This is a genomic window from Pseudomonas persica, assembly GCF_900291015.1.
GTDB lineage: Bacteria > Pseudomonadota > Gammaproteobacteria > Pseudomonadales > Pseudomonadaceae > Aquipseudomonas.
Genome location: NZ_OLKL01000010.1, coordinates 57,440 through 80,205 on the forward strand (window position 1 = coordinate 57,440; position 22,766 = coordinate 80,205).

The following is a 22,766-nucleotide window of genomic DNA, read 5'->3' on the forward strand; positions in this document are numbered from 1 at the left end:
GCCGGTTTTCTGATGCACAAGAGTGGGGCCCTGTGTGGCCCCATTTTTGTGCCTGGCTGGAAAGTGGTGCTGGCTTCTTCGACGGGTAAACCCGCTCCCACAGAGAACCCTCAACCTTGGGGCTTATGCAAACCCCTGTGGGAGCGGGTTTACCCGCGAAGAAGCCGGCACTGACGGTTGGTTTGTATACAGTTATAGAAAATGCACCAAATAATTTCAAAAAAACGACATCTCGCCCTGTTCCAGTGCGTTTGCTTCTTGGTACATTCCTGAAAAAACCAATAAGTCCAATCCTCTTGGTGAGATGTCTACCATGATCGAATCTGTCGACAATTTCCTCGCGCGCCTGAAACAACGCGACCCGGGCCAACCTGAATTCCACCAGGCGGTGGAGGAGGTGCTGCGCAGCCTGTGGCCGTTCCTCGAGGCCAACCCGCATTACCTGCAGGCCGGCATTCTGGAGCGCATGGTCGAGCCTGAGCGCGCCGTACTGTTCCGTGTGTCCTGGGTCGATGACCAGGGCAAGGTGCAGGTCAACCGCGGCTACCGCATCCAGATGAGCAGCGCCATCGGCCCGTACAAGGGCGGCCTGCGCTTCCACCCGTCGGTCAACCTGGGCGTGCTCAAGTTCCTGGCCTTCGAGCAGGTGTTCAAGAACTCCCTCACCTCGCTGCCCATGGGCGGCGGCAAAGGCGGCTCGGACTTCGACCCCAAAGGCAAGAGCGACGCTGAAGTCATGCGCTTCTGCCAGGCGTTCATGAGCGAGCTGTACCGCCACATCGGCGCTGATCTGGACGTCCCTGCCGGCGACATCGGCGTGGGTGCGCGCGAAATCGGCTTCATGTTCGGCCAGTACAAGCGCCTGGCCAACCAGTTCACTTCGGTGCTGACCGGCAAGGGCATGACCTACGGCGGCAGCCTGATCCGCCCGGAAGCCACCGGCTACGGCTGCGTGTACTTCGCCGAAGAAATGCTCAAGCGTCAGGACAAGCGTATCGATGGCTGCCGCGTGGCGATTTCCGGCTCGGGTAACGTGGCCCAGTATGCCGCGCGCAAGGTCATGGACCTGGGTGGCAAGGTGATTTCGCTGTCCGACTCCGAAGGCACCCTGTACGCCGAAGCCGGCCTGACCGAAGCCCAGTGGGATGCGGTGATGGAGCTGAAGAACGTCAAGCGTGGCCGCATCAGCGAACTGGCCGCGCAGTTCGGCCTGGAGTTCCGCAAGGGCCAGACCCCGTGGAGCCTGCCGTGCGACATCGCCCTGCCGTGTGCCACGCAGAACGAGCTGGACGCCGAAGACGCCCGCACCTTGCTGCGTAATGGCTGCATCTGCGTGGCCGAAGGCGCCAACATGCCGACCACCCTGGAGGCTGTGGACATCTTCCTGGAAGCCGGCATCCTGTACGCCCCGGGCAAGGCCTCCAACGCCGGCGGCGTGGCCGTCTCGGGCCTGGAGATGTCGCAAAATGCCATGCGCCTGCTGTGGACTGCCGGCGAGGTGGACAGCAAGCTGCACAACATCATGCAGTCGATTCACCATGCTTGCGTGCATTACGGTGAAGAGGCCGATGGCAGCATCAACTATGTCAAAGGTGCGAACATCGCGGGCTTTGTGAAAGTGGCCGATGCGATGCTGGCGCAGGGCGTGGTCTGATTCGAGGCCCTAGGGGCTGCTTTGCAGCCCATCGCCGGCAAGCGCGGCTCCCACAGGTACTGAAAGGCTTGAGAGCTGCGCGCTTCCTGTGGGAGCCGCGCTTGCCGGCGATGGGGCGCGAAGCGGTCCCTAGGGCTCACCTTCAATTTCGATCACCTCGATCACCTGATCCCCCACCGGCCGCCGCCAGGCCACCTCATCCCCCGGCCCCGCCCCGAGCAAGGCCTGCCCCAACGGCGACCCCCAGTTGATCAGCCCCCGCCCTGCATCCGCTTCATCCTCGCCCACCAGCCGCACCACATGTTCCTGGTCCTGCGCATCGACAAACCGCACCTGGCTACCAATCTGCACCTTGCTGCGCGACGTAGCCGCCGGCACTACCTGGGCACTCTGCACCCGCGCGCTGAAGTAGCGCAGGTCCCGTTCGGTATCCGCCAGCCGCTGCTTGTCGCCGCGCTCGCCCTGTGCCTGCAGTTCGCTGCGCAGGGCATTGAGCTCGGCCACGCGCGCCTGCAGCTGGCGCAGGCCAGTGGCGGTGAGGTAGTTGGGTTGTTCGCTGACCCGTCGCTCGACCGGCTGGTCAGCCTGGGCGGCGGCCTGGTCTTCGTTGACGAATGCTCGGCTCATGGGGGGCCTCCTTGTGCAGGAGACCATCATCGCAGGCCGCCGGTTTCAAGGGATATCCGTTTACGACTCAGTTGTGGCGATAGGCGCGTGCGGCGTCGCGGTCCTTTTCCTGCTCCCAGTCGCGCTCGCGCTGGTCCCGGAAGCGTTCGTGGTACTGGCGCTGTTCTTCGCTGTTCTGCATGGCGTGGCACTGGCGAAAGCCGTCGTCCCAGCCGCTTTCGTACTGGCGCTCGTGCAGGTAGCGCGGCACATCCTTGCGAAAGCCGCCAACCATCAGCCCGGCCGCCTGGCGGCCGCTGCTGCAGCCGTCCTGAAAACCATCGGCATAGGCCGGGGGATAGCCCTGGTTGACCATCTGCTCGTGGGTGGTTTCGCAACCAGACAGCAACAACGCCATGCACACGCCGAACCAGTACCGCGACATAACCACAAAACCCTCCGGTTGATACTGGCAAGTCTAGGTGGCGATTTGTCGGGGAGCCGTTAAAACAGTGTCAAAGAGTCGGTTGGTTCACACAGCTCAGCCTTGATGCGGTCATTTGTGGGAGCGGCCTTGCGTCGCGAAAGGGCCGCAAAGCGGCCCCGGCAATTCTGCATGAGTGCAACAATCTGGGGGCGCTTCGCACCCCTTTCGCGACGCAAGGCCGCTCCCACAAAGTCCGCTTCAGTAGTGATACCACTTCAATTCCAGCATCACCTCGTTCTGCGCCGTAGCCAGGTGGCTGAACTCCCGCGAAGCGCTCAACCGCAGCCCCAGGTTCTGGCTGATCTCCCACTGCTGGTTCAGGCTCACGCTGCGCCGTACCTCGCCATTGGTGAAGTAATCACCCTTGGCCTCCAGGGTCATGTTGCCCAGCCCGTTGCGCCACAGCAGCCCGCCATTGAAGCCTGCCGCCGGGGCGACGAACTGGGCGAAATCATTGTGATGCTCGACCCGCACCGTGCCCAGGGCAAAGCCCAGCAACCCGTCGGCCAGTTGCCAGGTGCCGCCGGCCCCGCCGTTCACATGGCTCACCAACACCTCGTCATCATGCTTGCCCGGCACCCGCTCCAGCCCGCCGGCCACCTGCCACGACCAGGGCTTGAGCAGCGCGTTGCGCGGTGTCAGCGAGCGGATGGTGGCCAGGTCCAGGCGCTGTACCTGCCAGTCGTTGCCTTCGTACTGGCGCAGCTTCAGTTGCAGGATCTCGATCTGCGCCCCCAGCGGGAAGCCATAGGCGTTGTCATTCAGGTCGTGATAGGCCATGCGCAGGCCGTACTCGGCGTAGGCGCGGTCTTCGCGGGTGCCCACGCCCAGCTGCCAGGTGCGAGAGTCGTGGCCGTCTTCGGGCAGGCCCGGACGCTCGATCTGCAGGGGCGGTGGTGGGTTGCTGTTGATCGCCCGCAGCAGTTCGAAGCTGCGCTTCGCCTGCCCGGGGTCGCGCTCCTGGCCATTGGCGCGGTAACGCTCCAGGCGGTACGCGGCATCCTGCACCAGCGCCTGGCGCTCGCGGGGCAGGGCCTTGAATTCGGCGCCCAGCAGTTGTGCGGTGTCGGCGCTTACCGCCAGCACCTGGCGCTTTTCGCCGTGATCGAGCGGCTCGGCCCGGGCCAGCAGTTCACGTTCGCGCGAGGGGCGGTACGTCTCGCTGGCGACCATGCCGGACTGCTTCACGGCCTTCACCGTGTCGGTCGGGATGGCGGTCAGCGGGAACTGCGAGGTCAGGTCCAGGCTCGGCCGGGCCACCTGCAGCAGCTCCAGCAGGCGATACGAGCAGTTTTCGTCGAAGAAGAAGTAGTCGAACTGGATCTGCTTCAACTCCCACACATGCTCGACCATGCGCCCGGTTTCTTTCGGGGTCAGGTCCAGCTGGTACTCCCACAGGTCGCGGTTTTCCAGGCTGCGGTATTCGGACAGTTTTTCCTGGTAGGGCATTAGCGCGAACAGGCCCGGGTAGCCGCCCATCAGGCCCTTCCAGGCGTACAGGATGCTGTTGTCGCTGCCTTCGATATAGGCGCCGAAGTTGATCGCGTAGCTCAGCAACGTGGTGTCGTCGCTGCGGGTGTTGGACTGGTCGATGCGCAGCAGGGTGTGGCCGAACATCGATGACGGGCTGTTCAGGTAGGCTGCCGGGAAAATCAGCGCCGCACTGTGCGGGTCGATCGACTGGTACCAGGTGGTGAATTCCTGGCAGTGCGGTTGCGGCAAATCTTGCAGGTCGAGCTGTTCGCGCAGCCACCGGGTGCGCGCCGGGAACACGCATTGGGCGTGCTTGTCACCGAGGTCGGCCGGGGCGTACAGCGCTGCGAGCGTGGCTTGCAGCTCCCGGTCGGGGTGGTGCGCGCCGTCCTCGGCGAGGAAGAACGCATCATCGTCCACATAGCTGCGCCAGCCACCGAACTTGGCGGTTTCGTAATGGCCCAGGGCAATCCAGTAAGGGGTGTTGGCCAGTTGCTGGGCACGGCCTTGGTCCAGCACGGGCGCGGCATGAACAGGGGCGCAGGCACACAGCGCCAGGGATACGAAGCGTTTGAGCATGTCGGGCAACTACTTCTTAACGATGCCGGTAAAAGGCGAAACCCGCCCCGGAGCCGGGGCGGGAGCAGCTGTACTCAGGCCTCGGGAGCGTATTTGGCCAGGCGTGGGTCGTTCTTCAGAACGGCCAGGGTGTTGCTGTGGACCGTTTCGGCAGTGACGTCGGCGCTGCTGAAGATCTGGTTGAAGTGCTGGTGGGTGACCGACGCGAAGTAGCCACGGTCTTCCGGGGCCACGCCGAGAACCACGGCATAGGTGGTCAGTGCTTCGCCCTGGCCCATGGCCATGTCTTCGGACAGTTCATTCATCATGCCGTTCATGGCGAACCAGGACTTGCCACCATAGGTCAGCGACGCCTTGGTCGAGCAGCCGTTGGTGCCGGAGGTCATGCCGAAGGTGGCGTTACCGGAGGTGCCGTTGGTGGTGGAAGCCAGGAAGTGTGCCGGAGTGCCGCGCTGGCCTTCGAACAGCATGTTGCCCCAGCCGCAGTTCGGGCCGCCTGGCGCTTCGGCCATGGCATTGAGTGAGGCTACGGTGAACAGAGTACCCAGAAGAATCCGTTTCATAGCATTTGTTCTCTATTTGACTTAACCAAGGGTCAGGGTTTCTGGCAACTCGGTTGCCAGGTCGGGAAAGCGTTTCACCCACCCGCGCAGCTTGGAGTTTAGGCACGATCTAACGGTTGCGTTGTTGATTGCGAAAAATTTGCTGTTACATGTCCCGCTCCGGCTGCGACATAAAGTCCTGTGGAGCCTTGCAAGGCGCGCGCAGGCAGCGCCAGAATGCTGCGTATCTGCCCCGCCGAAGTAAGGAAACCCAATGCCCGATCCTGTCGCTGCGCGCCTGCGTCTCGCGCCTGAAGCCCTGACCCGGCGTTTCTCCCCCGAGCAGTTTGCCTTTACCAATACCGACGATCTGGAGCCGTTTCGCGGAGTCCTGGGCCAGGAGCGCGCTGTCGAGGCCCTGCAGTTTGGCGTGGCCATGCCGCGCCCCGGTTACAACGTGTACGTGATGGGCGAGCCTGGCACCGGCCGCTTCTCGTTCGTCAAGCGCTATCTCAAGGCCGAGGGCAAGCGCCAGCAGACCCCGGCCGACTGGGTCTACGTCAACCACTTCGACGACACCCGTGAACCCCGCGCGCTGGAGTTGCCGTCCGGCAGCGCCGGGGCGTTCATCGCCGACATGAACGGGCTGATCGACAACTTGTTGTCGACCTTCCCGGCGGTGTTCGAGCACCCGTCGTACCAGCAGAAAAAGGGCGCTATCGACCGCGCCTTCAACCAGCGTTACGACCGCGCCCTGGATGTGATCGAGCGCGCCTCGCTGGAAAAGGACGTGGCCCTGTATCGCGACGCCAGCAACGTCGCCTTCACCCCGATGGCCGACGGCAAGGCGCTGGACGAAGCCGAATTCGCCCAGTTGCCGGAAGAGGTGCGCGAGCAGTTCCACGAGGACATCGCCCTGCTCGAGGAACGCCTGAACGAAGAGCTGGCCAGCCTGCCGCAGTGGAAACGCGAGTCGAACAACCAGCTGCGCCAGCTCAACGAAGAAACCATCACCCTGGCCCTGCAGCCTTTGCTGGCGCCGCTGTCGGAAAAGTACGCCGAGAACGCTGCGGTCTGCGCCTACCTGCAGTCGGTGCAGATGAACCTGCTGCGTACCGTGGTCGAACAACTGGTCGATGACAGCAAGACCGATGCCGCCGCGCGCAAGCTGCTGGAAGAGCAGTACGCCCCCAGCCTGGTGGTCGGCCACCACGCCGACGGTGGTGCGCCGGTGGTGTTCGAGCCGCACCCGACCTACGACAACCTGTTTGGCCGTATTGAATACAGCACTGACCAGGGTGCGCTGTACACCTCGTACCGCCAGCTGCGCCCGGGCGCGCTGCACCGGGCCAACGGCGGCTTCCTGATTCTGGAAGCGGAGAAGATGCTGGGCGAACCATTCGTCTGGGACGCGCTCAAGCGTGCGCTGCAGTCACGCAAGTTGAAGATGGAATCGCCACTGGGCGAGCTGGGCCGGGTGGCCTCCGTCAGCCTGACGCCGCAGATGATCCCGCTGAACGTCAAGCTGGTCATCATCGGTTCGCGCCAGCTGTACTACGCGCTGCAGGACCACGACCCGGACTTCCAGGAGATGTTCCGGGTGCTGGTGGACTTCGACGAAGACATGCCCATGGTCGACGAGAACCTGGAGCAGTTCGCCCAGCTGTTGCGTACCCGCACCAACGAAGAGGGCATGGCGCCACTGACCAGTGACGCGGTGGCGCGCCTGGCCACCTACAGCGCCCGTCTGGCAGAAAACCAGTCGCGCCTGTCGGCCCGCATCGGCGACCTGTTCCAGCTGGTCAGCGAAGCCGATTTCATCCGCCAGCTGGCCAGTGACGAAATGACCGACGCCGGGCACATCGAGCGTGCGCTAAAGGCCAAGGCCACCCGCACCGGGCGTGTTTCGCAGCGGGTGCTGGACGATATGCTCGCTGGCATCATTCTGATCGACACTGAAGGCGCGGCCATTGGCAAGTGCAACGGCCTGACCGTGCTGGAAGTGGGTGATTCGGCGTTCGGCATGCCGGCGCGTATCTCCGCCACCGTGTACCCGGGCGGCAGCGGTATCGTCGACATCGAGCGTGAGGTCAATCTCGGCCAGCCGATTCACTCCAAAGGAGTGATGATCCTCACCGGCTACCTGGGCAGCCGCTATGCCCAGGAGTTCCCGCTGGCGATCTCGGCGAGCATCGCTTTGGAACAGTCCTACGGCTATGTGGACGGTGACAGCGCCTCGCTGGGCGAAGCCTGCACGCTGATTTCGGCCTTGTCACGCACGCCGCTCAAGCAGTGTTTCGCCATTACCGGTTCGATCAACCAGTTTGGTGAAGTGCAGGCGGTGGGCGGGGTCAACGAGAAGATCGAGGGCTTCTTCCGCCTGTGCGAGGCGCGTGGATTGACCGGCGAGCAGGGGGTGATCATCCCGCGCGCCAACGTCGCCACGCTAATGCTCGACGAACGCGTGCTGCAGGCCGTGGAAAACGGCATGTTCCACGTCTACGCCGTCAGCCAGGCCGACGAGGCATTGAGCCTGCTGGTGGGCGAGGAGGCCGGAGTGCTGGATGACAAGGGCCAGTTCACCGAAGGTAGCGTCAACGCCCGGGTGGTGGAGCGCCTGCGTGAGATCGCCGAGATGATCAGCGAGGAAGAAATCGAGAAGGCGGAGAAGGAGCGTATGGAAGAGGTGATCGCCCAGGCCAGGCCGGCCTGAGTCAAGAAGCCGGCGCTAGCGGCGATGTGCTACCGTTCAGCGCCGGTTTTCCATCTTTCGATACTGTTCTTCTATGCTGGAACTCAAGGACGGTATTAGCGTTCAGGATGGAAACAGCCTGAGGTTCAGGCTGAACAAGGCTTATTGGAGGGGGCGCGGCCATGCGCAATCTCAGCCTCACACGCCAGTGCCTGGGCCTGGTGACCCGCATCGAATGCAGCATCCGTCCGCTGGCCGGGGACAATGGCATGTGGACGCTGCTGTTCGCCGCCGGCATGGCCGGTGAACAACCGTCCGCGATCAAGGCCCAAGGGCCGTTCCATGGGCCGCTGGTGGCCGAGTCGGTACTCAATGCCATTGTCGACAGCCTGACCTTGCATGGCTATCAGGTGGCCGAGGATCCGCAGATCTGGTGTCTGCATTTGCAGGCGCAGTTGCGGCGGATCAATGGTGAGCGGTGCCGGAACCTGGGGGATTACCAGTTTCATCCTGAGACCTGAGTAACTTTCACTGGCCTCATCGCCGGCAAGCCAGCTCCCACAGGTAAAGCAAAGGCCATAGGTCAGTGATCAACCTGTGGGAGTTGGCGTGCCGGCGATTGGGCTGCAGAGCAGCCCCTTTCACCGGGCTTTTGCTGTAACAGGTGGCTGGCTATACTCGCCGTCGCTTTTTTAGTCACCTGATGAGTCCCAACCCCCCATGGAACGTATCCTCGAAAATGCGATGTATGCCTCGCGCTGGCTGCTCGCCCCCATCTACTTCGGCCTGTCCCTCGGCCTGCTGGCCCTGGCGCTGAAATTCTTCCAGGAAGTGGTCCACGTCCTGCCCAACGTCTTTGCCCTGAGCGAAGCCGACCTGATCCTGGTGATCCTGTCGCTGATCGACATGTCGCTGGTGGGTGGCCTGCTGGTGATGGTGATGATCTCGGGCTACGAGAACTTCGTCTCGCAACTGGACATCGACGATAGCAAGGAAAAGCTCAACTGGCTGGGCAAGATGGACTCTTCGTCGCTGAAGATGAAGGTTGCCGCGTCGATCGTGGCCATTTCGTCCATCCACCTGCTGCGGGTGTTCATGGACGCGCAGAATATTTCCACCGATTACCTGATGTGGTACGTGATCATCCACATGACCTTCGTGGTCTCGGCATTCTGCATGGGCTACCTGGACAAGCTGACCAAGCACTGAGTCTTTCCCTTTGTGGGAGCGGCCTTGTGTCGCGAAAGGGCTGCGCAGCAGCCCCCGCTGTTCATGCATTGCTGCTGATATCCCGGGGCCGCCACGCGGCCCTTTCGCGACACAAGGCCGCTCCCACACAGTTCGGCTTCCAACTGACGAGCGGCGTCAGTCATGCCTTGTGTATTCTCCCTTCCTGTAGAAAAAATGAGCACTCATGCGTGGTTCCACCAGCGAGGTGCTCTCATGAACCTGCATCAGCTCAACACCGAGGCCAGGGCTGGCCATGTCGACGAACTGAACCTGATCGCCATCGAAGGCGGTGACTACCTGCTCGAGGCCCGGATCAAAGGCCACCCCCACCCCCTGTCCGACGCCCGTGGTGAACGCTTGCGCGTGCATTCGGTGGAGGATGCGCGCAAGTTGCTGCAAACCATCCCCTTGGTCTCGATGAACCTGGTGCACTGGTCGGTGCAGGACGAAATGTGCGGCATGGGCACGCACCCTGAAGAAGACTTGAAGGTGCCGATTTCCCAGCGCTCGGCCTGGTAGCTGCTCGCCGCGCCCCAGTGTGCTAGGCTGCTCGCCCTTTTCATCAAGGGCGCGGCTTCACTGCGCCCTGCAGTGGAGCACGACAATGTCCGAACTCAACCTGTCCACCGACGAAACTCGCGTCAGCTACGGCATTGGCCGTCAGCTGGGCGGCCAGCTGCGCGACAACCCGCCGCCAGGCGTCAGCCTGGAAGCCATCCTGGCCGGCCTGACCGACGCCTTCAGCGGCGCCGACAGCCGCGTCAGCGAAGCCGACTTGTCGGCCAGCTTCAAGGTCATCCGCGACGTGATGCAAGCCGAAGCGGCTGCCAAGGCTGAAGCCGCTGCTGCTGCTGGCAAGGCATTCCTGGTCGAGAACGCCAAGCGTGACGGCATCACCACCCTGGCCTCGGGCCTGCAGTTCGAAGTGCTGACCGCAGGCGAAGGCGCCAAGCCGACCCGCGAAGACAACGTGCGCACGCACTACCACGGCACCCTGATCGACGGCACTGTGTTCGACAGTTCCTACGACCGTGGTCAGCCGGCTGAATTCCCGGTGGGTGGCGTGATCGCTGGCTGGACCGAAGCCCTGCAGCTGATGAATGCTGGCAGCAAGTGGCGCCTGTACGTGCCGAGCGAGCTGGCCTACGGCGCCCAAGGCGTTGGCAGCATCCCGCCGCACAGCGTGCTGGTGTTCGACGTCGAGCTGCTCGACGTTCTGTAATGCTCTCGGGGCCGCTTTGCGGCCCCATTCGCGGGTTTACCCGCGAAGAGGCCGGCCCTGCTGGCCTCAATTCCAGTCTGTTCCCCCGGGGCGCAACGCCCGCGCATAGCAGAACAGAAACAGATTGCGCACCAGCTCCTTGAGTACCCCCGGTTCACTCGAATTCAGCCCGCTCATGTCCAGGTCACCCTGGTCACGCAGCTCGTCGAGCGCTTCTTCTTCAAGCACCGCGCACACTTCGCCGGTTTCCCGATGAAGGATGCGCAGGTAGGGGTGAGGGCGGTCCAGCCAGGCGTCGATCAGATAAGTCATGGCTATTCTCCTTGGATAGCAATTCCAATGAGAATAATTCCTATTATCAAAATAGCAAGCGCCAATTGGCGGATTTCTGGGTGATCAGACCTTGCGCACGAACTCGGACTTCAGCTTCATGGCGCCGATGCCGTCGATCTTGCAGTCGATGTCGTGGTCGCCGTCGCACAGGCGGATGTTCTTGACCTTGGTGCCGACCTTGACCACCAGGGAAGAGCCCTTGACCTTGAGGTCCTTGATCACGGTGACGGTGTCGCCGTCCTGCAGGATGTTGCCGACCGAGTCCTTTTTCACCACCTCGTCGCTGGCCGCTTCGGCGTCGCCGCTGGCCGACCACTCGTGGGCGCATTCGGGGCAGATCAGCTGAGTGCCATCCTCATAGGTGTATTCGGAGTTGCATTTCGGGCAGGGTGGCAGAGTGCTCACTTCGGTTCCTCAAACAAACAGACGGGCGGTTAAAGGCCCGCATTGTAAAAGGTATTTCTGCGAAAGTGATTATGTCCGGACAAAAGCTTCGCGGGTAAACCCGCTCCCACAGGTACAACATAGACCCAGAGGCCTGCGATATCCCTGTGGGAGCGGGTTTACCCGCGAATGAAGGCGACTCGATCTGTCAGTGAGTACGCGCGACAGCAAACTCGCTCAGCTCAACCAGCGCATCCCGGTATTCACTGGCTGGCAGCACCTCGAGACATGCGATGGCACGTTTGACATAGTCACGCGCCAGCTCCGCCGTGTAGTTCAGCGCCCCCGACTCCTCGACCGCCACGCGAATCTGCTCCAGGTCCTCCAGGCCACCCTTCTGGATCGCCTGGCGCACCAGCGCAGCCTGTTCGGCGGTGCCTTCGCGCATGGTGTAGATCAGCGGCAGGGTAGGCTTGCCTTCGGCCAGGTCGTCACCGACGTTCTTGCCCAGGGTCTGCGAGTCGCCCTTGTAGTCCAGCAGGTCGTCGACCAGCTGGAACGCCACACCCAGGTGGTCACCGAAGGTACGCAGGGCCTCGCGCTGTTCATCGGTGGCTTCGGCCAGCGCGGCGGCGCTGTGGGTCGAAGCTTCGAACAGCATCGCGGTCTTGCCGCGGATGACCTCCATGTAGACTTCCTCGGTGGTGCTGGCGTCGCGTACCCGCGACAGTTGCAGCACTTCACCCTCGGCAATTACACGGGTGGCCTTGGACAGGATCTGCATGACCGGCATCGAGCCCAGTTCGACCATCATCTCGAACGAGCGCGAATAGAGGAAGTCGCCCACCAGCACGCTCGGCGCGTTGCCCCACAGGGCATTGGCGGTGGAGCGGCCACGGCGCATGCCGGACATGTCGACCACGTCGTCGTGCAGCAGGGTAGCGGTGTGCAGGAATTCGATGGTGGCAGCCAGCAGGCGCAGGTCGTCGCCTTCGCGGCCCAGGGCCTTGCCACACAGCAGCACCAGCAGGGGGCGCAGGCGCTTGCCACCGGCGGACGTGATATAGTCGCCGATCTTCGATACCAGCGGCACGCGCGAGGTCAGCTGCTTCTTGATGATCTCGTCGACGGCGCTGAAATCATCAGCCACCGCGCGGTAGAAGGATTGGGGTTGCATCGGCTGCTCCAGTGAGGTTGCGCGGCATGCTAGGTCGCGGGTACCGGTGTGTCAAGGCGCGGTGCCAGTGCACCGGGGGCGGTACTTGCAAGCAAAACCGCGGTTGCGTACAATCGCGCACCCTAACTTCCTGGGCAGCACCTGCCTTACGCAATTGCGCCGGGCCGTTCCAGCCCTGTGCAGCCATGCCAGCCAATACTCATCATATAAAGCGCTGGGTGAGCAGGATTATCGGAGAAATACCATGTCTTACGCAGTAATCGTTACCGGCGGCAAGCAGTACAAAGTCGCTGAAGGTGAATTCCTCAAGATCGAAAAACTGGAAGTCGCCACTGGCGAATCCGTGACCTTCGATCGCGTCCTGCTGGTCGCCAACGGTGAAGAAGTCACCATCGGTGCTCCAGTTGTTGCTGGCGCTAAAGTAGTGGCCGAAGTCGTTTCGCAAGGCCGCCACGACAAGGTTCGCATCATCAAGTTCCGTCGTCGTAAGCACCACATGAAGCGTATGGGCCACCGCCAGTGGTTCACCGAGATCAAAATCACCGGCATCCAGGCTTAATCCCCTAGATCCCCTGAATTTATTTGGAGAATTGAACCATGGCTCACAAGAAGGCTGGTGGTAGTACTCGTAACGGTCGCGACTCAGAATCGAAACGCCTTGGCGTGAAGATGTATGGCGGCCAGGTTATCAAGCCAGGCAACATCATCGTCCGTCAGCGCGGCACCGAATTCCACGCTGGCTACGGTGTTGGCATGGGCAAGGATCACACCTTGTTCGCCAAGATCGAAGGCGTGATCAAGTTCGAGAAAAAAGGCGAGTTCATGCGCCGTTACGTGAGCATCGTCGCCGCTTAATCGCGACGTCGCTCCAGAAGCCCCGTCATGCGACGGGGCTTTTTCGTTTGTGGTGAGCCTCTTGCAAAGCTGTTTGTATGGGCTGCCGGCGTGGGTTTCTTCGGTCGTACGGGGCCGCCGCGCTCATTTTTGCAAGAGCCTCAGGTTTTTCAGGTATTCAACTCGCCAGTAGGCGAGAGGCGGTTTTGAATGAAGTTTGTTGACGAAGTATCCATTCGGGTCAAGGCCGGTGATGGTGGTAACGGTTGCATGAGCTTCCGTCGCGAGAAATTCATCGAGAACGGTGGCCCCAACGGTGGTGACGGTGGTGACGGTGGCTCGGTGTACATGGTTGCCGACGAAAACCTCAACACCCTGGTCGACTATCGCTACACCCGCCACCACGAGGCCCAGCGTGGCGCCAACGGTGGCAGCACCGACTGCACCGGCAAGAAAGGCGACGACCTGTACCTGCGCGTGCCGGTCGGCACCACCGTGATCGACGCTGCCACCCAGGAAGTGATCGGTGACCTGGTCACCCCGGGGCAGAAGCTGATGGTCGCCCAAGGCGGCTGGCACGGTTTGGGCAACACCCGCTTCAAGTCCAGTACCAACCGTGCACCGCGCCAGACCACCCCGGGCAAGCCAGGTGACCAGCGCGACCTGAAGATGGAAATGAAAGTGCTGGCCGACGTCGGCCTGCTGGGCTTGCCGAACGCCGGCAAGAGCACCTTCATTCGCTCGGTTTCGGCCGCCAAGCCGAAAGTGGCCGACTACCCGTTCACCACCCTGGTGCCGAACCTGGGTGTGGTCAGCGTCGACCGCTGGAAGAGCTTCGTCATCGCCGACATCCCAGGCCTGATCGAAGGTGCTTCCGAAGGCGCCGGCCTGGGTATCCGCTTCCTCAAGCACCTGGCGCGTACCCGCGTGCTGCTGCACCTGGTGGACATGGCGCCGCTGGACGGAAGCAGCCCGGCCGATGCCGCCGAAGTCATCGTCAACGAGCTGACCCGCTTCAGCCCGTCGCTGGCCGAGCGTGAGCGCTGGCTGGTGTTGAACAAGGCCGACATGGTCATGGACGACGAGCGCGACGAGCGGGTCAAGGAAGTGGTCGAGCGCCTGCAGTGGGAAGGTCCGGTCTACGTGATTTCGGCCATTTCCAAGCAGGGCACCGAAAAGCTCAGTCACGACCTGATGCGCTACCTCGAAGACCGCGCCGACCGCCTGGCCAACGACCCGGCCTACGCCGAAGAGCTGGCCGACCTCGACCAGCGCATCGAAGACGAAGCGCGTGCCCAGTTGCAGGCCCTGGACGACGCCCGCACCCTGCGTCGCACCGGCGTCAAGAGCGTGCACGACATCGGCGACGATGACGGTTGGGACGATGATTTCGAGGACGACGAAGACGGCCCGGAAATCATTTACGTGCGCGACTGACCGGTTGCAGTACACTAAACGCCGCTCTTTGGAGCGGCGTTTTTGTATCCACGGTATCTACAGATTCGACATAGGTTGGAAGAAGATGCGAAGCAAGGTGACGGGCGCCAAGCGCTGGGTCGTGAAGATTGGCAGTGCTCTGCTGACCGCCGATGGCAAGGGCCTCGACCGCGGTGCCATGGCCGTTTGGGTCGAGCAGATGGTTGCGCTGCGTGAGGCAGGCGTGGAGTTGGTACTGGTCTCCTCCGGGGCCGTGGCTGCCGGCATGAGCCAGCTGGGCTGGACCTCGCGACCGAGTGCGATGAACGAGCTGCAGGCCGCTGCCTCGATCGGTCAGATGCGCCTGGTGCAGGCCTGGGAGTCGAGCTTCGGCCAGCACGGCAAGCACACCGCGCAGATCCTGCTGACGCATGACGACCTGTCCGACCGCAAGCGTTACCTGAACGCCCGCAGCACCCTGCGCACGCTGGTCGACCTGGGCGTGGTGCCGGTTATCAACGAAAACGATACCGTGGTCACCGACGAGATCCGCTTCGGCGACAACGACACCCTGGCGGCGCTGGTGGCCAACCTGGTCGAGGCTGACCTGTTGGTGATCCTCACCGACCGCGATGGCATGTTCGATGCCGACCCGCGCAACAATCCCGAAGCCCAGCTGATCTACGAGGCTCGCGCCGACGACCCGGCGCTGGACGCCGTGGCCGGCGGTACCGGTGGCGCCCTGGGCCGTGGCGGCATGCAGACCAAGCTGCGCGCCGCACGCCTGGCAGCCCGTTCCGGTGCCCATACCATCATCATCGGTGGCCGCATCGAGCGCGTGCTGGATCGCCTCAAGGCCGGCGAACGCCTGGGTACCTTGCTGTCGCCCGAGCGCGGCATGCTTGCCGCGCGCAAGCAGTGGCTGGCCGGCCACCTGCAGACCCGTGGCACCCTGGTGCTGGATGCCGGTGCCGTGCAGGCGCTGCGTCAGGCCAACAAGAGCCTGCTGCCGGTTGGCGTGAAAACCGTGCAGGGCAGCTTCCGGCGTGGCGAGATGGTGGTGTGCGTCGGTCCGGACGGTGTTGAAGTGGCCCGCGGCCTGGCCAACTACAGCGCGCTGGAAGCGCAAAAGATTATCGGCCAGCCATCCGATGTCATCGAAAGCGTGCTGGGCTATATCGCCGAGCCGGAACTGGTGCACCGCGACAATCTGGTGTTGGTATGAGCCTGTTCAAGCGCGTGATCGGTGTGGCAGCACTGGTGCTGCCAATGCTGGCCGTGGCCGAGGAAGTCGGCCAGGTGTCCACCGTGTTCAAGTTCCTCGGGCCGAACGACCGTATTGTGGTCGAGGCGTTCGACGACCCCAAGGTCGAGGGCGTGACCTGCTACCTGTCGCGGGCCAAGACCGGCGGCGTGAAGGGTGGGCTGGGGCTGGCGGAGGACCGGGCGGAGGCATCGATTGCCTGTCGTCAGGTCGGGCCGATCAACTTCAAGGGTGAGCTGAAGGATGGCGAGGAAGTGTTCAAGGAACGCACCTCGCTGGTGTTCAAGACCATGCAGGTGGTGCGCTTCCTCGACAAGAAGCGCAATACGCTGGTGTATCTGGTGTACAGCGACCGCATCATCGAAGGTAGCCCGCAGAATGCGGTGACGGCGATTCCGATCCTGCCCTGGGCTCGTTGATAGCCTGACAGACTGCCGGGAGGCCGTTGGCCTCCTTTCGCCGGCAAGCCAGCGATAGGGCCGCAAAGCGGCCCCGATGCACCAATATCAGGCCAATTCCTCGGCCTGATCCTCACGCACAACCGCCTTCACCTCATCCCGACGGCTGATGAACTTCCAGTCCGCTTCGTCGATGTAGATGCCATTCGGCCCGCTGCCGCCTTCCAGGTCGATCGCCACCCGCGCCGACACCTGCGGCTTCACGCTCGCCAGAATCGGCACGAAGCCCAGCTGCAGGCTGGTTTCCAGCAGCGCCGCCTGGTTGCGTTCGTCGATGTCCGCCGCTTCGTCCAGGTAGTACGGCAGGCGGATGCGCCCGGCCAGGTCGCGGTCCATCAGGTGCAGCAACAGGTACATGTTGGTCAGCGCCTTGATGGTCATGGTGGTGCCGTTGGATGCCGCGCCGTCGATGTCGGCATGGATCACCGGCTGGCCGTTGACCTTGGTGATCTCGAATGCCAGCTCGAACAGGTCCTTCAGGCCCAGCTGGTTGTGGTTGGCCGCCACCAGTCGTGCCAGGTATTCCTTGGCCTCTTCGTTCTTGTTGTCCTGTTCGGCACTCTGGGTCAGGTCGAACACCGACAGGGTTTCGCCTTCTTCGTACTGACCGGCGCTGTGGATGATCTGGTCGATGTGCTTGAGCGCTTCCTTGTTCGGCGCCAGCACCACGCGGAAGCTCTCCAGGTTGGAGACCTGGCGCTTGTTGATCTCGCGGTTGAACAGCGCCAGCTGGTGTTCGAGGCTGTCGTAGTCGCTGCGGATGTTGCGCAGGGTCCGGGCGATGTCGGTGACCGCGGCGCGGCGGGCCTTGGCCAGGGTCAGCGCTTCGTCGGTGCGGTGCGCGTAGGCGTTCACCAGCAGCTGCAGGCGGCGTTCCATGTCGTCTTCGCTGTCGAACTTGGCCACGCCTTTCAGGCGCACCTGGGCGTACAGCGCCTCGATCTGGTTGTCCACCCGCTGCAGGCTCTGCCAGCTGTCCTGGTAGTCGTTGAGCAGCGGCAGCAGGTTGTCCATCGAGTCGTCGATGGCTTCCATGTACGGCGTGCCGTAGGGCAGGTCGGCCGGCAACAGCTGGCGACGGCGCAGGGCGTCTTCCAGGGTGCGTTGCTTGGCCTCGAGGTCGCCGATCTGCCGGCCCACCAGCTGCAGCTTGGCCGACAGTTGCTGGACGCGTTCGGTGAAGGCGTCGCTGGAGCGCTTGAGTTCGTCCTGGGCGGCTTCCAGCTGCGACAGCTGCTCCAGCTTCTCGGGCTCTTCGGCGGCCAGGGTTTCGCTGCGGCGGAAGTCTTCCAGCGCTTTCTGCGCGTCCAGTACTTGCTGGTACAGGGCTTCGGTCTGCGCCTTGGAGGCGGAGCGGTCGGCGGCCACTGCTTGCTGGGTCTTGAGCTGCTTCAGCTCTTTTTCCAGGCGCTCTTTCTGGTCACGCAGGGCGGCACGGTCGGCCAGGGCCTGCAGCGCCGGTGGGTCGATGTGCGACAGGTCGATGGACAAGCCAGGGGCTTCGAAGCGTTCGCCTTTGAAGCCGTCGAGTACTGCCTCCAGCGATTTTACCCACAGGTCGCTGTCGTCCAGTTCGATACCGCGGTCACCCAGCGGCAGGCTGAACAGCGCGCCGTTGAACAGGCGCATCAGGCGGTCGACGTCCTGCTGCGAGAACTCTTCGCGCAGGCGGGCGTAGCTGTTGTTGTCGGCGTGGTCGAGCTGTTGCCTGACCTGCTTCAGGCGCTTTTCCAGGTCGCGGACGCGTTCGTCGAGGTCTTCGGCGCTGAACTGCCGCGACTGGGCCAGGGCGCCGGCCAGTTCGTCGTGGGCGTCCTTGGCCGCCAGCAGTTGCTGCTCCAGCCCCTTGACGTCATCGACCAGGGCGAAGCGGTGCTTGAGCACCGACAGCTCGCCCAGCCAGCGCTGGATACCGGTGATTTCACGCTCCAGGCGCATCAGTTCCTGGGTGCCGCCGCGCTGGTCGTTCTGCAGGCGGTCCTGCTCGCCACGGTAGTGCTCGGCCTGGATCACCAGCTCTTCCTTGCGCGCCATGGCGTATTCCTGCCACGTGCCCAGCAGGGTGTCGAGCACCGGCGAAATGCGGTGCAGTTTGCCGCGCAGGATGTCGCGCTGGGCCACGCCACCGGCCAGGGCCTCGACCAGTGGGCCGGCGGCGACCAGGGCGTTGTAGTCCTGCTCCATGCGGCGTACGTCGCGGAAGGCTTCTTCGCAGGCGGCGATGTAGTCGACGCTGCCCGAGCGCAGGCTGTGTTCAAAGGCGTCGAGGAACAGCTGCTTGAGCTTGGCGGCGGTGATTTCGCGCATGTGCAGCAGGTTGATGAACAGCGCGCGGAAGGTTTTCAGGCTTTGCTCGCTGGTCGAGCGCAGCGGGATCATGGTCAGGTCCAGCGGCACCGAGGTGTGGCCACCGACCAGCAGCCGGCGCAGCTCGTCCGGCTTCAGCTCGTAGGCTTTTATCCCTAAGCGTTCGAGGTTGGTGAACAGCTCTTTGTGGCGCAGGCAGGTGTCGTTCTTCTGGTAGTGGGCCAGGTCCAGTTCGCCCTTGTAGGCAAAGAACTGGTGGCCGAAACCGCCGCCCGGGCCGCGGCCGACCACGCCGATCACGTGCGGGCCGTGGGGCAGGCTCAGTTCGCAGAGAATGTACGAAGTATCGCTGGCGAAGTAGAAGCGGCGCGACTGCTCGAGGCTGTACTTGCCGAAGCTCATGTCCGACATGCGCGCCAGGATCGGGAACTGCAGGGCGTTGATCGACGCCGATTTACCCAGGTTGTTGGCACCGTAGACCGACAGCGGCTGTTCCAGTGGGAACAGGCCAAGGCTGTAGCCGGCGGTGTTGAGCAGTGCGAAGCGGCGGATGCCGTAGCGTTCCTGGCTCATGCGTCAATCTCCTGTTGCTCTTCGCGGATGGCCCGGGCCAGGGCTTGCTCTTCGCTTTCCTCGCCCTCGAAGGGGCTGAGGTCGAGCGGGTCGTCGGTGCGGTTGAGTTCTTCGGGGCTTTCTTCCTCGACCAGCACCGGGGTTGGCAGCGGCAGGTCGCTGTGCAGGGTGGCAGCGAGGTCGCGGTCCTGCTGCACGGCCAGGCACACATCGAGGAAGCGATGCATCGGCGGCAGGAAGCGGTAGATACCGCCTTCCTCGAAGGCGAAGCCGAGCTGGGTCATGCGGCGCAGGATTTTTTCTTCCAGCTCGTCCACGGTCTGCACTTCGGCCTGCAGGAACAGGTCGCGGTACTTGTCCAGCAGCGAGGGCAGTTCGTCACGGCCGATGCTGCCGCCATCGAGCACGGCCATCGGGTCGCGGCCCTGGTCGGCCAGGTGTTCGACCAGGATGAAGGTGAACAGCGACAGGCGTTGCGCGGTCTTGTTGACCTGCGCGGCGGTCATGTCCGGGACGAAGTAGTAGAAGCCACGGGTGTCGCACACCAGTTCGAAGCCCAAGGCCTTGAACAGGGTGCGGTACTGGTCCTGGAAGTTCGACAGCTGGGCGTACAGCTCGGGGTCGCGGCGGCTGACGTGGAAGCCTTTGAACAGCTCGCGGAAGATCGGCGCGAGCTGGGACAGTTCGGAAAGATCAAGATGCATGGGCTGGGCTCGCGGTGGATTCGGTAGGCGCGCTGGCGGCGTCTTCGCGGCTGGAAGTCAGGGCGAACGAGCGCAGGCTGACCAGGTGTTCCTGGGTGCTGTACTCGCGGCGGTCGAGGCGTTCGCGCTTGAAGCGCTTTTCCCGCGACAGGCGTGAGAACCAGTACAGCAGTTCGTCGGTGGCGCCTTCGGGTTCCTGCTCCAGCAGCCAGACCATCAGGTCGGGCAGCGGCAGGGCCTGTTCGCAGCGCTCGGCCATTTCCTTGACCGTGCGCGGTGCGCGCGGCAGGGGGCCGGACTGGGTCTTGTGGGCTTTGGGGAAGCGCGCCGGCTTGGGCTCGAAGCGGGCCAGCGCGTAGACATAGGCCTCGACCTGGCTGGCGCTGCCGAGGAAGGTGCTTTGCGGGCGGGTGAACATCGGCATGGCCGCTTGCGGTACGGCGTCGATGCCCTTGCGCCGGATCACCGACAGGGCCAGTGCGGCGCCACGGGTCACGGCGTTGTGCCGGCGGGCTTCTTCACGCAGTGGCAGCAGCAGTTCACGGGCGTGGCGCAGGGTCAGCTGGGCGCTGGTCTGCATTTCCAGGATGCGCGCGTGGGTGCGCAGCAGCATGTCGTCGTCGACCAGGTGGCCCAGGCGCGCCTGTTCACCCAGCAGCTTCAGCAATACGGTCTCGACCTTGCGTACGCCCTGTTCGAAGGCGCCGTCGGCGTTGACCAGCTGGATCATCGGCTCGACGTACTCGTCCCAGGTCGCCAGTACTTCGGCATAGCGCTGGCGCAGCGGGATCTGGCGGTTGCTGGTCTTGGCCCGCTCGGCCACGGCCACCAGTGCCTGTTCGTCGTTGTCGAGCTTCTTCAGTACATCGCGCACGCGCATGTCGAGCAGGCGCAGCTGGCGCGCCAGGTCGTCGCTGTCGCGGTTGTCGAAGGCGTCCTGGATATGCCCGGCCAGGCGTTCCAGATGGCGCAGGTAGGCTTCGATCTCCAGGCACAGGCCCAGCCGGTGTTCACGGCGCAGGTAGGCGAGGAAGTCGTGGATCTGCGCGTTGAGCTCGAAACGGTTCGGGCTCTTGGCCACCGGGACCAGGATATCCAGACGGATCCACACGTCGAGCAGCTGGGTGATGTCCTGCGGGGTGCTCTCGACCTGCTGGCGGGCCACATGCTGGCGCAATTCGACCAGGCTCAGGGTACCCTGGTCGAAACGCTCGCACAGCGGCTCGATCAGGGCCCAGTGTTCGGCTAGGGCGCGCAGGACGCGCTTGGGTTCGATCATTGGCTTCGACTCGTTGCCAAGAAAAAGGGGGCGATTGTACTGCATCCGGGGGGGAGGTTTTCACCCCTTGGTCTGTAATGAGAGATATCCTTCATCCTTGTAGGGGATTCACTGGCCCTTTCGCGGGTGAACCCGCTCCCACAGGTACTGCACAAGGCCCTGTGGGAGCGGGTTCACCCGCGAAAGGGCCGGTACAGGCAACAAAAATCCGCCGACCAGTTGCGCCACTCGAATGCCAACAGCGTTAGAATGGCCAATTGTTTTCGCCCCTCGGAACCCCGCCCCTTGCTCACCGAACCCCGTCGCCGCGCCTACCTTTCCGCCATGCAAGTGGTGCAATGGCTGCCGCGCGCCGAATTGCCGTTCGCCGCAGCGTCGCGGCCCGAGCTGCTGTTGCCGGTGGCGCCGGTCGAGGACCTCGATTTCGACGTCAGGCCGGCACCGGCTGCCAACGAGGCGCCCGCCAGCCCCCAGGCCCGCTCCGGCGAGCGGCCGAAAATCGAGATCCCGCGCCCGGGCAGTGCGCCCAAGCCGGCCACCAAGCCCACCGAGGTCGAGGAGCCGGCCCCGCCACCGCGGCCGGCCCCGGTGCCGCCCCCGCGCTTCTCGCTGCAGCTGCTGCGTGCCGGCAGTTGCCTGCTGCTGGTGGAGTTGGCCACCGGCCAGCCGTTCCAGAGCCGCGACCCGTCCTACCTGCTGCTCAAGGACATGCTGCGCGCCGCCGGCCTGCCCGACGCCCCGCAGATCATCGGCGAGCCGGTGCGCTGGCCGCTGCTGGTGCGCGGCAACATGGACCAGGGCCCGGAGGCCGCGCGCGATTTCGTCCAGGGCTTTGTCCAGGCGCGCCTGGAAGACGCCTCGTGCACCTGCCTGTGGCTGATCGGCCTGCCGGCGCTGCGCTTTGCCGCCAATGTCGACGCCGAAGCCTATTACCAAACCCTGAAGCTCGAGGGCCTGGGCGAAGCCTGGGCCTTGCCGGGCCTTGAACTGTTGATGGACGAGCCGCAGCGCAAGGCGGACGTCTGGAAAGCCATGCGCCAGCTGATGGCGCGCTGGAAGAGCGTTGAATGAGTGACTCGATCAGCTTCCGCCCGATGACCGAGGCGGATCTGGATGCCGTACTTAAGATCGAATATGCCGCGTTCAGTCATCCCTGGACCCGCGGGATCTTTCAGGATGCGCTCAAATCGTACGAAGTCTGGCTGATGTTCGATGGCCAGCAGCAAGTGGGCCATGGCGTGATCAACGTGATCATCGACGAGGCGCACCTGCTCAACATCACCGTCAAGCCGGAAAACCAGGGCCGCGGGCTGGGTCTGCGTCTGCTCGAACACCTGATGGCCCGGGCCTACCAGCTCAATGGTCGCGAGTGCTTCCTGGAAGTGCGCGCCAGCAACCAGTCGGCCTATCGTTTGTACGAGCGCTACGGTTTCAACGAAATCGGCCGCCGCCGCGACTATTACCCGGTTGCCGGCGGCCGTGAAGACGCCCTGGTGATGGCCTGCACCCTGCTCGAGGATTGACCTTGCAGGGGCTGGCGCTGTCATGCAGG

Annotated in this window: 23 protein-coding genes; 13 read left to right on the plus strand and 10 right to left on the minus strand. The window is 63.5% G+C overall.

The features are described from left to right. Window positions 1-313: 313 nt before the first annotated feature. Window positions 314-1,654: an NADP-specific glutamate dehydrogenase gene (gdhA, locus tag FQ664_RS03960; protein ID WP_144170491.1), complete on the plus strand. Its 1,341-nt coding sequence runs from the start codon at window positions 314-316 to the stop codon at window positions 1,652-1,654. Between the two features lie 129 nt (window positions 1,655-1,783). Here gdhA and FQ664_RS03965 read toward each other — a convergent pair whose 3' ends face one another. The 4 genes from FQ664_RS03965 to FQ664_RS03980 all read right to left on the minus strand — a co-directional run bounded on the left by FQ664_RS03965 (window position 1,784) and on the right by FQ664_RS03980 (window position 5,362). Beyond that, window positions 1,784-2,281, minus strand: coding sequence for a GreA/GreB family elongation factor (locus FQ664_RS03965; protein ID WP_144170492.1), 498 nt, complete (start codon window positions 2,279-2,281; stop codon window positions 1,784-1,786). A 67-nt stretch (window positions 2,282-2,348) separates the two neighbouring features. Next, window positions 2,349-2,705, minus strand: a complete 357-nt coding sequence (locus tag FQ664_RS03970) for a hypothetical protein (protein WP_144170493.1) — start codon at window positions 2,703-2,705, stop codon at window positions 2,349-2,351. Between the two features lie 240 nt (window positions 2,706-2,945). Beyond that, window positions 2,946-4,799 (minus strand): Lnb N-terminal periplasmic domain-containing protein, encoded by a 1,854-nt coding sequence (locus tag FQ664_RS03975; protein WP_144170494.1) that lies wholly within the window; start codon window positions 4,797-4,799, stop codon window positions 2,946-2,948. 74 nt (window positions 4,800-4,873) lie between these two features. Continuing rightward, window positions 4,874-5,362, minus strand: coding sequence for a DUF3015 domain-containing protein (locus FQ664_RS03980; protein WP_144170495.1), 489 nt, complete (start codon window positions 5,360-5,362; stop codon window positions 4,874-4,876). Window positions 5,363-5,615: 253 nt separating this feature from the next. Here FQ664_RS03980 and FQ664_RS03990 point away from each other — a divergent pair, with 253 nt between their 5' ends. The 5 genes from FQ664_RS03990 to FQ664_RS04015 all read left to right on the plus strand — a co-directional run bounded on the left by FQ664_RS03990 (window position 5,616) and on the right by FQ664_RS04015 (window position 10,485). Next, entirely contained in the window at window positions 5,616-8,054 is a 2,439-nt protein-coding gene (locus FQ664_RS03990; protein WP_144170497.1) for a Lon protease family protein, read from the plus strand. A gap of 161 nt (window positions 8,055-8,215) precedes the next feature. Beyond that, on the plus strand, window positions 8,216-8,554 hold the full coding sequence (locus FQ664_RS03995) for a PA4575 family protein (protein ID WP_003247487.1): 339 nt from the start codon (window positions 8,216-8,218) through the stop codon (window positions 8,552-8,554). Between the two features lie 199 nt (window positions 8,555-8,753). Then, the gene (locus FQ664_RS04000; RefSeq protein ID WP_016501546.1) at window positions 8,754-9,242 is read left to right on the plus strand and encodes a TIGR00645 family protein; all 489 of its coding nucleotides are present in this window, start codon (window positions 8,754-8,756) and stop codon (window positions 9,240-9,242) included. 234 nt (window positions 9,243-9,476) lie between these two features. Next, complete coding sequence (locus FQ664_RS04010; protein WP_144170499.1) at window positions 9,477-9,782, plus strand: DUF6482 family protein; 306 nt, start codon at window positions 9,477-9,479, stop codon at window positions 9,780-9,782. An 85-nt stretch (window positions 9,783-9,867) separates the two neighbouring features. Continuing rightward, window positions 9,868-10,485 (plus strand): BamJ family beta-barrel-assembly machinery protein, encoded by a 618-nt coding sequence (locus FQ664_RS04015; RefSeq protein WP_144170500.1) that lies wholly within the window; start codon window positions 9,868-9,870, stop codon window positions 10,483-10,485. Between the two features lie 66 nt (window positions 10,486-10,551). Here FQ664_RS04015 and FQ664_RS04020 read toward each other — a convergent pair whose 3' ends face one another. The 3 genes from FQ664_RS04020 to FQ664_RS04035 all read right to left on the minus strand — a co-directional run bounded on the left by FQ664_RS04020 (window position 10,552) and on the right by FQ664_RS04035 (window position 12,379). Then, window positions 10,552-10,797, minus strand: a complete 246-nt coding sequence (locus FQ664_RS04020; RefSeq protein WP_003256316.1) for a PA4570 family protein — start codon at window positions 10,795-10,797, stop codon at window positions 10,552-10,554. Between the two features lie 84 nt (window positions 10,798-10,881). Continuing rightward, window positions 10,882-11,223 (minus strand): zinc ribbon domain-containing protein YjdM, encoded by a 342-nt coding sequence (locus FQ664_RS04025; protein ID WP_009686103.1) that lies wholly within the window; start codon window positions 11,221-11,223, stop codon window positions 10,882-10,884. 187 nt (window positions 11,224-11,410) lie between these two features. Beyond that, window positions 11,411-12,379: a polyprenyl synthetase family protein gene (locus FQ664_RS04035; protein ID WP_144170502.1), complete on the minus strand. Its 969-nt coding sequence runs from the start codon at window positions 12,377-12,379 to the stop codon at window positions 11,411-11,413. A 244-nt stretch (window positions 12,380-12,623) separates the two neighbouring features. Here FQ664_RS04035 and rplU point away from each other — a divergent pair, with 244 nt between their 5' ends. From rplU to FQ664_RS04060, 5 genes are all read left to right on the plus strand, one after another. Further along, complete coding sequence (gene rplU / locus FQ664_RS04040; protein WP_003247466.1) at window positions 12,624-12,938, plus strand: 50S ribosomal protein L21; 315 nt, start codon at window positions 12,624-12,626, stop codon at window positions 12,936-12,938. A 38-nt stretch (window positions 12,939-12,976) separates the two neighbouring features. Beyond that, the gene (gene rpmA, locus FQ664_RS04045; RefSeq protein WP_003247464.1) at window positions 12,977-13,234 is read left to right on the plus strand and encodes a 50S ribosomal protein L27; all 258 of its coding nucleotides are present in this window, start codon (window positions 12,977-12,979) and stop codon (window positions 13,232-13,234) included. A 189-nt stretch (window positions 13,235-13,423) separates the two neighbouring features. Next, entirely contained in the window at window positions 13,424-14,650 is a 1,227-nt protein-coding gene (gene cgtA, locus FQ664_RS04050; RefSeq protein WP_144170503.1) for an Obg family GTPase CgtA, read from the plus strand. A gap of 85 nt (window positions 14,651-14,735) precedes the next feature. Then, window positions 14,736-15,854, plus strand: a complete 1,119-nt coding sequence (gene proB / locus FQ664_RS04055; protein WP_144170504.1) for a glutamate 5-kinase — start codon at window positions 14,736-14,738, stop codon at window positions 15,852-15,854. Beyond that, window positions 15,851-16,312 (plus strand): CreA family protein, encoded by a 462-nt coding sequence (locus tag FQ664_RS04060; protein ID WP_144170505.1) that lies wholly within the window; start codon window positions 15,851-15,853, stop codon window positions 16,310-16,312. The genes proB and FQ664_RS04060 overlap by 4 nt, the downstream gene beginning before the upstream one ends. A gap of 87 nt (window positions 16,313-16,399) precedes the next feature. On the opposite strand, the gene mksF is transcribed toward FQ664_RS04060, so the two are convergent. Genes mksF through mksB form a run of 3 tightly spaced genes read right to left on the minus strand, consistent with a single transcriptional unit; the run spans window position 16,400 to window position 21,214 of the window. Continuing rightward, window positions 16,400-19,231, minus strand: a complete 2,832-nt coding sequence (mksF, locus tag FQ664_RS04065; RefSeq protein WP_144170506.1) for an Mks condensin complex protein MksF — start codon at window positions 19,229-19,231, stop codon at window positions 16,400-16,402. Continuing rightward, the gene (mksE, locus tag FQ664_RS04070) at window positions 19,228-19,935 is read right to left on the minus strand and encodes an Mks condensin complex protein MksE (protein WP_063911191.1); all 708 of its coding nucleotides are present in this window, start codon (window positions 19,933-19,935) and stop codon (window positions 19,228-19,230) included. The genes mksF and mksE overlap by 4 nt, the downstream gene beginning before the upstream one ends. Then, window positions 19,925-21,214 (minus strand): Mks condensin complex protein MksB, encoded by a 1,290-nt coding sequence (gene mksB / locus FQ664_RS04075; RefSeq protein ID WP_144170507.1) that lies wholly within the window; start codon window positions 21,212-21,214, stop codon window positions 19,925-19,927. The genes mksE and mksB overlap by 11 nt, the downstream gene beginning before the upstream one ends. Window positions 21,215-21,499: 285 nt before the next feature. Between mksB and FQ664_RS04080 the strand changes: the two genes are divergently transcribed. Continuing rightward, the gene (locus tag FQ664_RS04080; RefSeq protein WP_144170508.1) at window positions 21,500-22,285 is read left to right on the plus strand and encodes an energy transducer TonB; all 786 of its coding nucleotides are present in this window, start codon (window positions 21,500-21,502) and stop codon (window positions 22,283-22,285) included. Next, complete coding sequence (gene rimI, locus FQ664_RS04085; protein ID WP_046616794.1) at window positions 22,282-22,737, plus strand: ribosomal protein S18-alanine N-acetyltransferase; 456 nt, start codon at window positions 22,282-22,284, stop codon at window positions 22,735-22,737. Before FQ664_RS04080 ends, rimI begins: the two co-directional genes overlap by 4 nt. The last annotated feature ends 29 nt before the right edge of the window (window positions 22,738-22,766 follow it).

Coding starts and splice junctions, on each gene's coding strand:
- mksB (WP_144170507.1), bottom strand. CDS start 21,214: ATGATCGAACCCAAGCGCGTCCTGCGCGCCCTAGCCGAACACTGGGCC.
- cgtA (WP_144170503.1), top strand. CDS start 13,424: ATGAAGTTTGTTGACGAAGTATCCATTCGGGTCAAGGCCGGTGATGGT.
- FQ664_RS04000 (WP_016501546.1), top strand. CDS start 8,754: ATGGAACGTATCCTCGAAAATGCGATGTATGCCTCGCGCTGGCTGCTC.
- FQ664_RS04010 (WP_144170499.1), top strand. CDS start 9,477: ATGAACCTGCATCAGCTCAACACCGAGGCCAGGGCTGGCCATGTCGAC.
- FQ664_RS03970 (WP_144170493.1), bottom strand. CDS start 2,705: ATGTCGCGGTACTGGTTCGGCGTGTGCATGGCGTTGTTGCTGTCTGGT.
- rimI (WP_046616794.1), top strand. CDS start 22,282: ATGAGTGACTCGATCAGCTTCCGCCCGATGACCGAGGCGGATCTGGAT.
- FQ664_RS03990 (WP_144170497.1), top strand. CDS start 5,616: ATGCCCGATCCTGTCGCTGCGCGCCTGCGTCTCGCGCCTGAAGCCCTG.
- FQ664_RS03980 (WP_144170495.1), bottom strand. CDS start 5,362: ATGAAACGGATTCTTCTGGGTACTCTGTTCACCGTAGCCTCACTCAAT.
- mksF (WP_144170506.1), bottom strand. CDS start 19,231: ATGAGCCAGGAACGCTACGGCATCCGCCGCTTCGCACTGCTCAACACC.
- rpmA (WP_003247464.1), top strand. CDS start 12,977: ATGGCTCACAAGAAGGCTGGTGGTAGTACTCGTAACGGTCGCGACTCA.
- FQ664_RS04015 (WP_144170500.1), top strand. CDS start 9,868: ATGTCCGAACTCAACCTGTCCACCGACGAAACTCGCGTCAGCTACGGC.
- proB (WP_144170504.1), top strand. CDS start 14,736: ATGCGAAGCAAGGTGACGGGCGCCAAGCGCTGGGTCGTGAAGATTGGC.
- FQ664_RS03965 (WP_144170492.1), bottom strand. CDS start 2,281: ATGAGCCGAGCATTCGTCAACGAAGACCAGGCCGCCGCCCAGGCTGAC.
- rplU (WP_003247466.1), top strand. CDS start 12,624: ATGTCTTACGCAGTAATCGTTACCGGCGGCAAGCAGTACAAAGTCGCT.
- FQ664_RS04060 (WP_144170505.1), top strand. CDS start 15,851: ATGAGCCTGTTCAAGCGCGTGATCGGTGTGGCAGCACTGGTGCTGCCA.
- FQ664_RS04035 (WP_144170502.1), bottom strand. CDS start 12,379: ATGCAACCCCAATCCTTCTACCGCGCGGTGGCTGATGATTTCAGCGCC.
- FQ664_RS03995 (WP_003247487.1), top strand. CDS start 8,216: ATGCGCAATCTCAGCCTCACACGCCAGTGCCTGGGCCTGGTGACCCGC.
- FQ664_RS04020 (WP_003256316.1), bottom strand. CDS start 10,797: ATGACTTATCTGATCGACGCCTGGCTGGACCGCCCTCACCCCTACCTG.
- mksE (WP_063911191.1), bottom strand. CDS start 19,935: ATGCATCTTGATCTTTCCGAACTGTCCCAGCTCGCGCCGATCTTCCGC.
- gdhA (WP_144170491.1), top strand. CDS start 314: ATGATCGAATCTGTCGACAATTTCCTCGCGCGCCTGAAACAACGCGAC.
- FQ664_RS03975 (WP_144170494.1), bottom strand. CDS start 4,799: ATGCTCAAACGCTTCGTATCCCTGGCGCTGTGTGCCTGCGCCCCTGTT.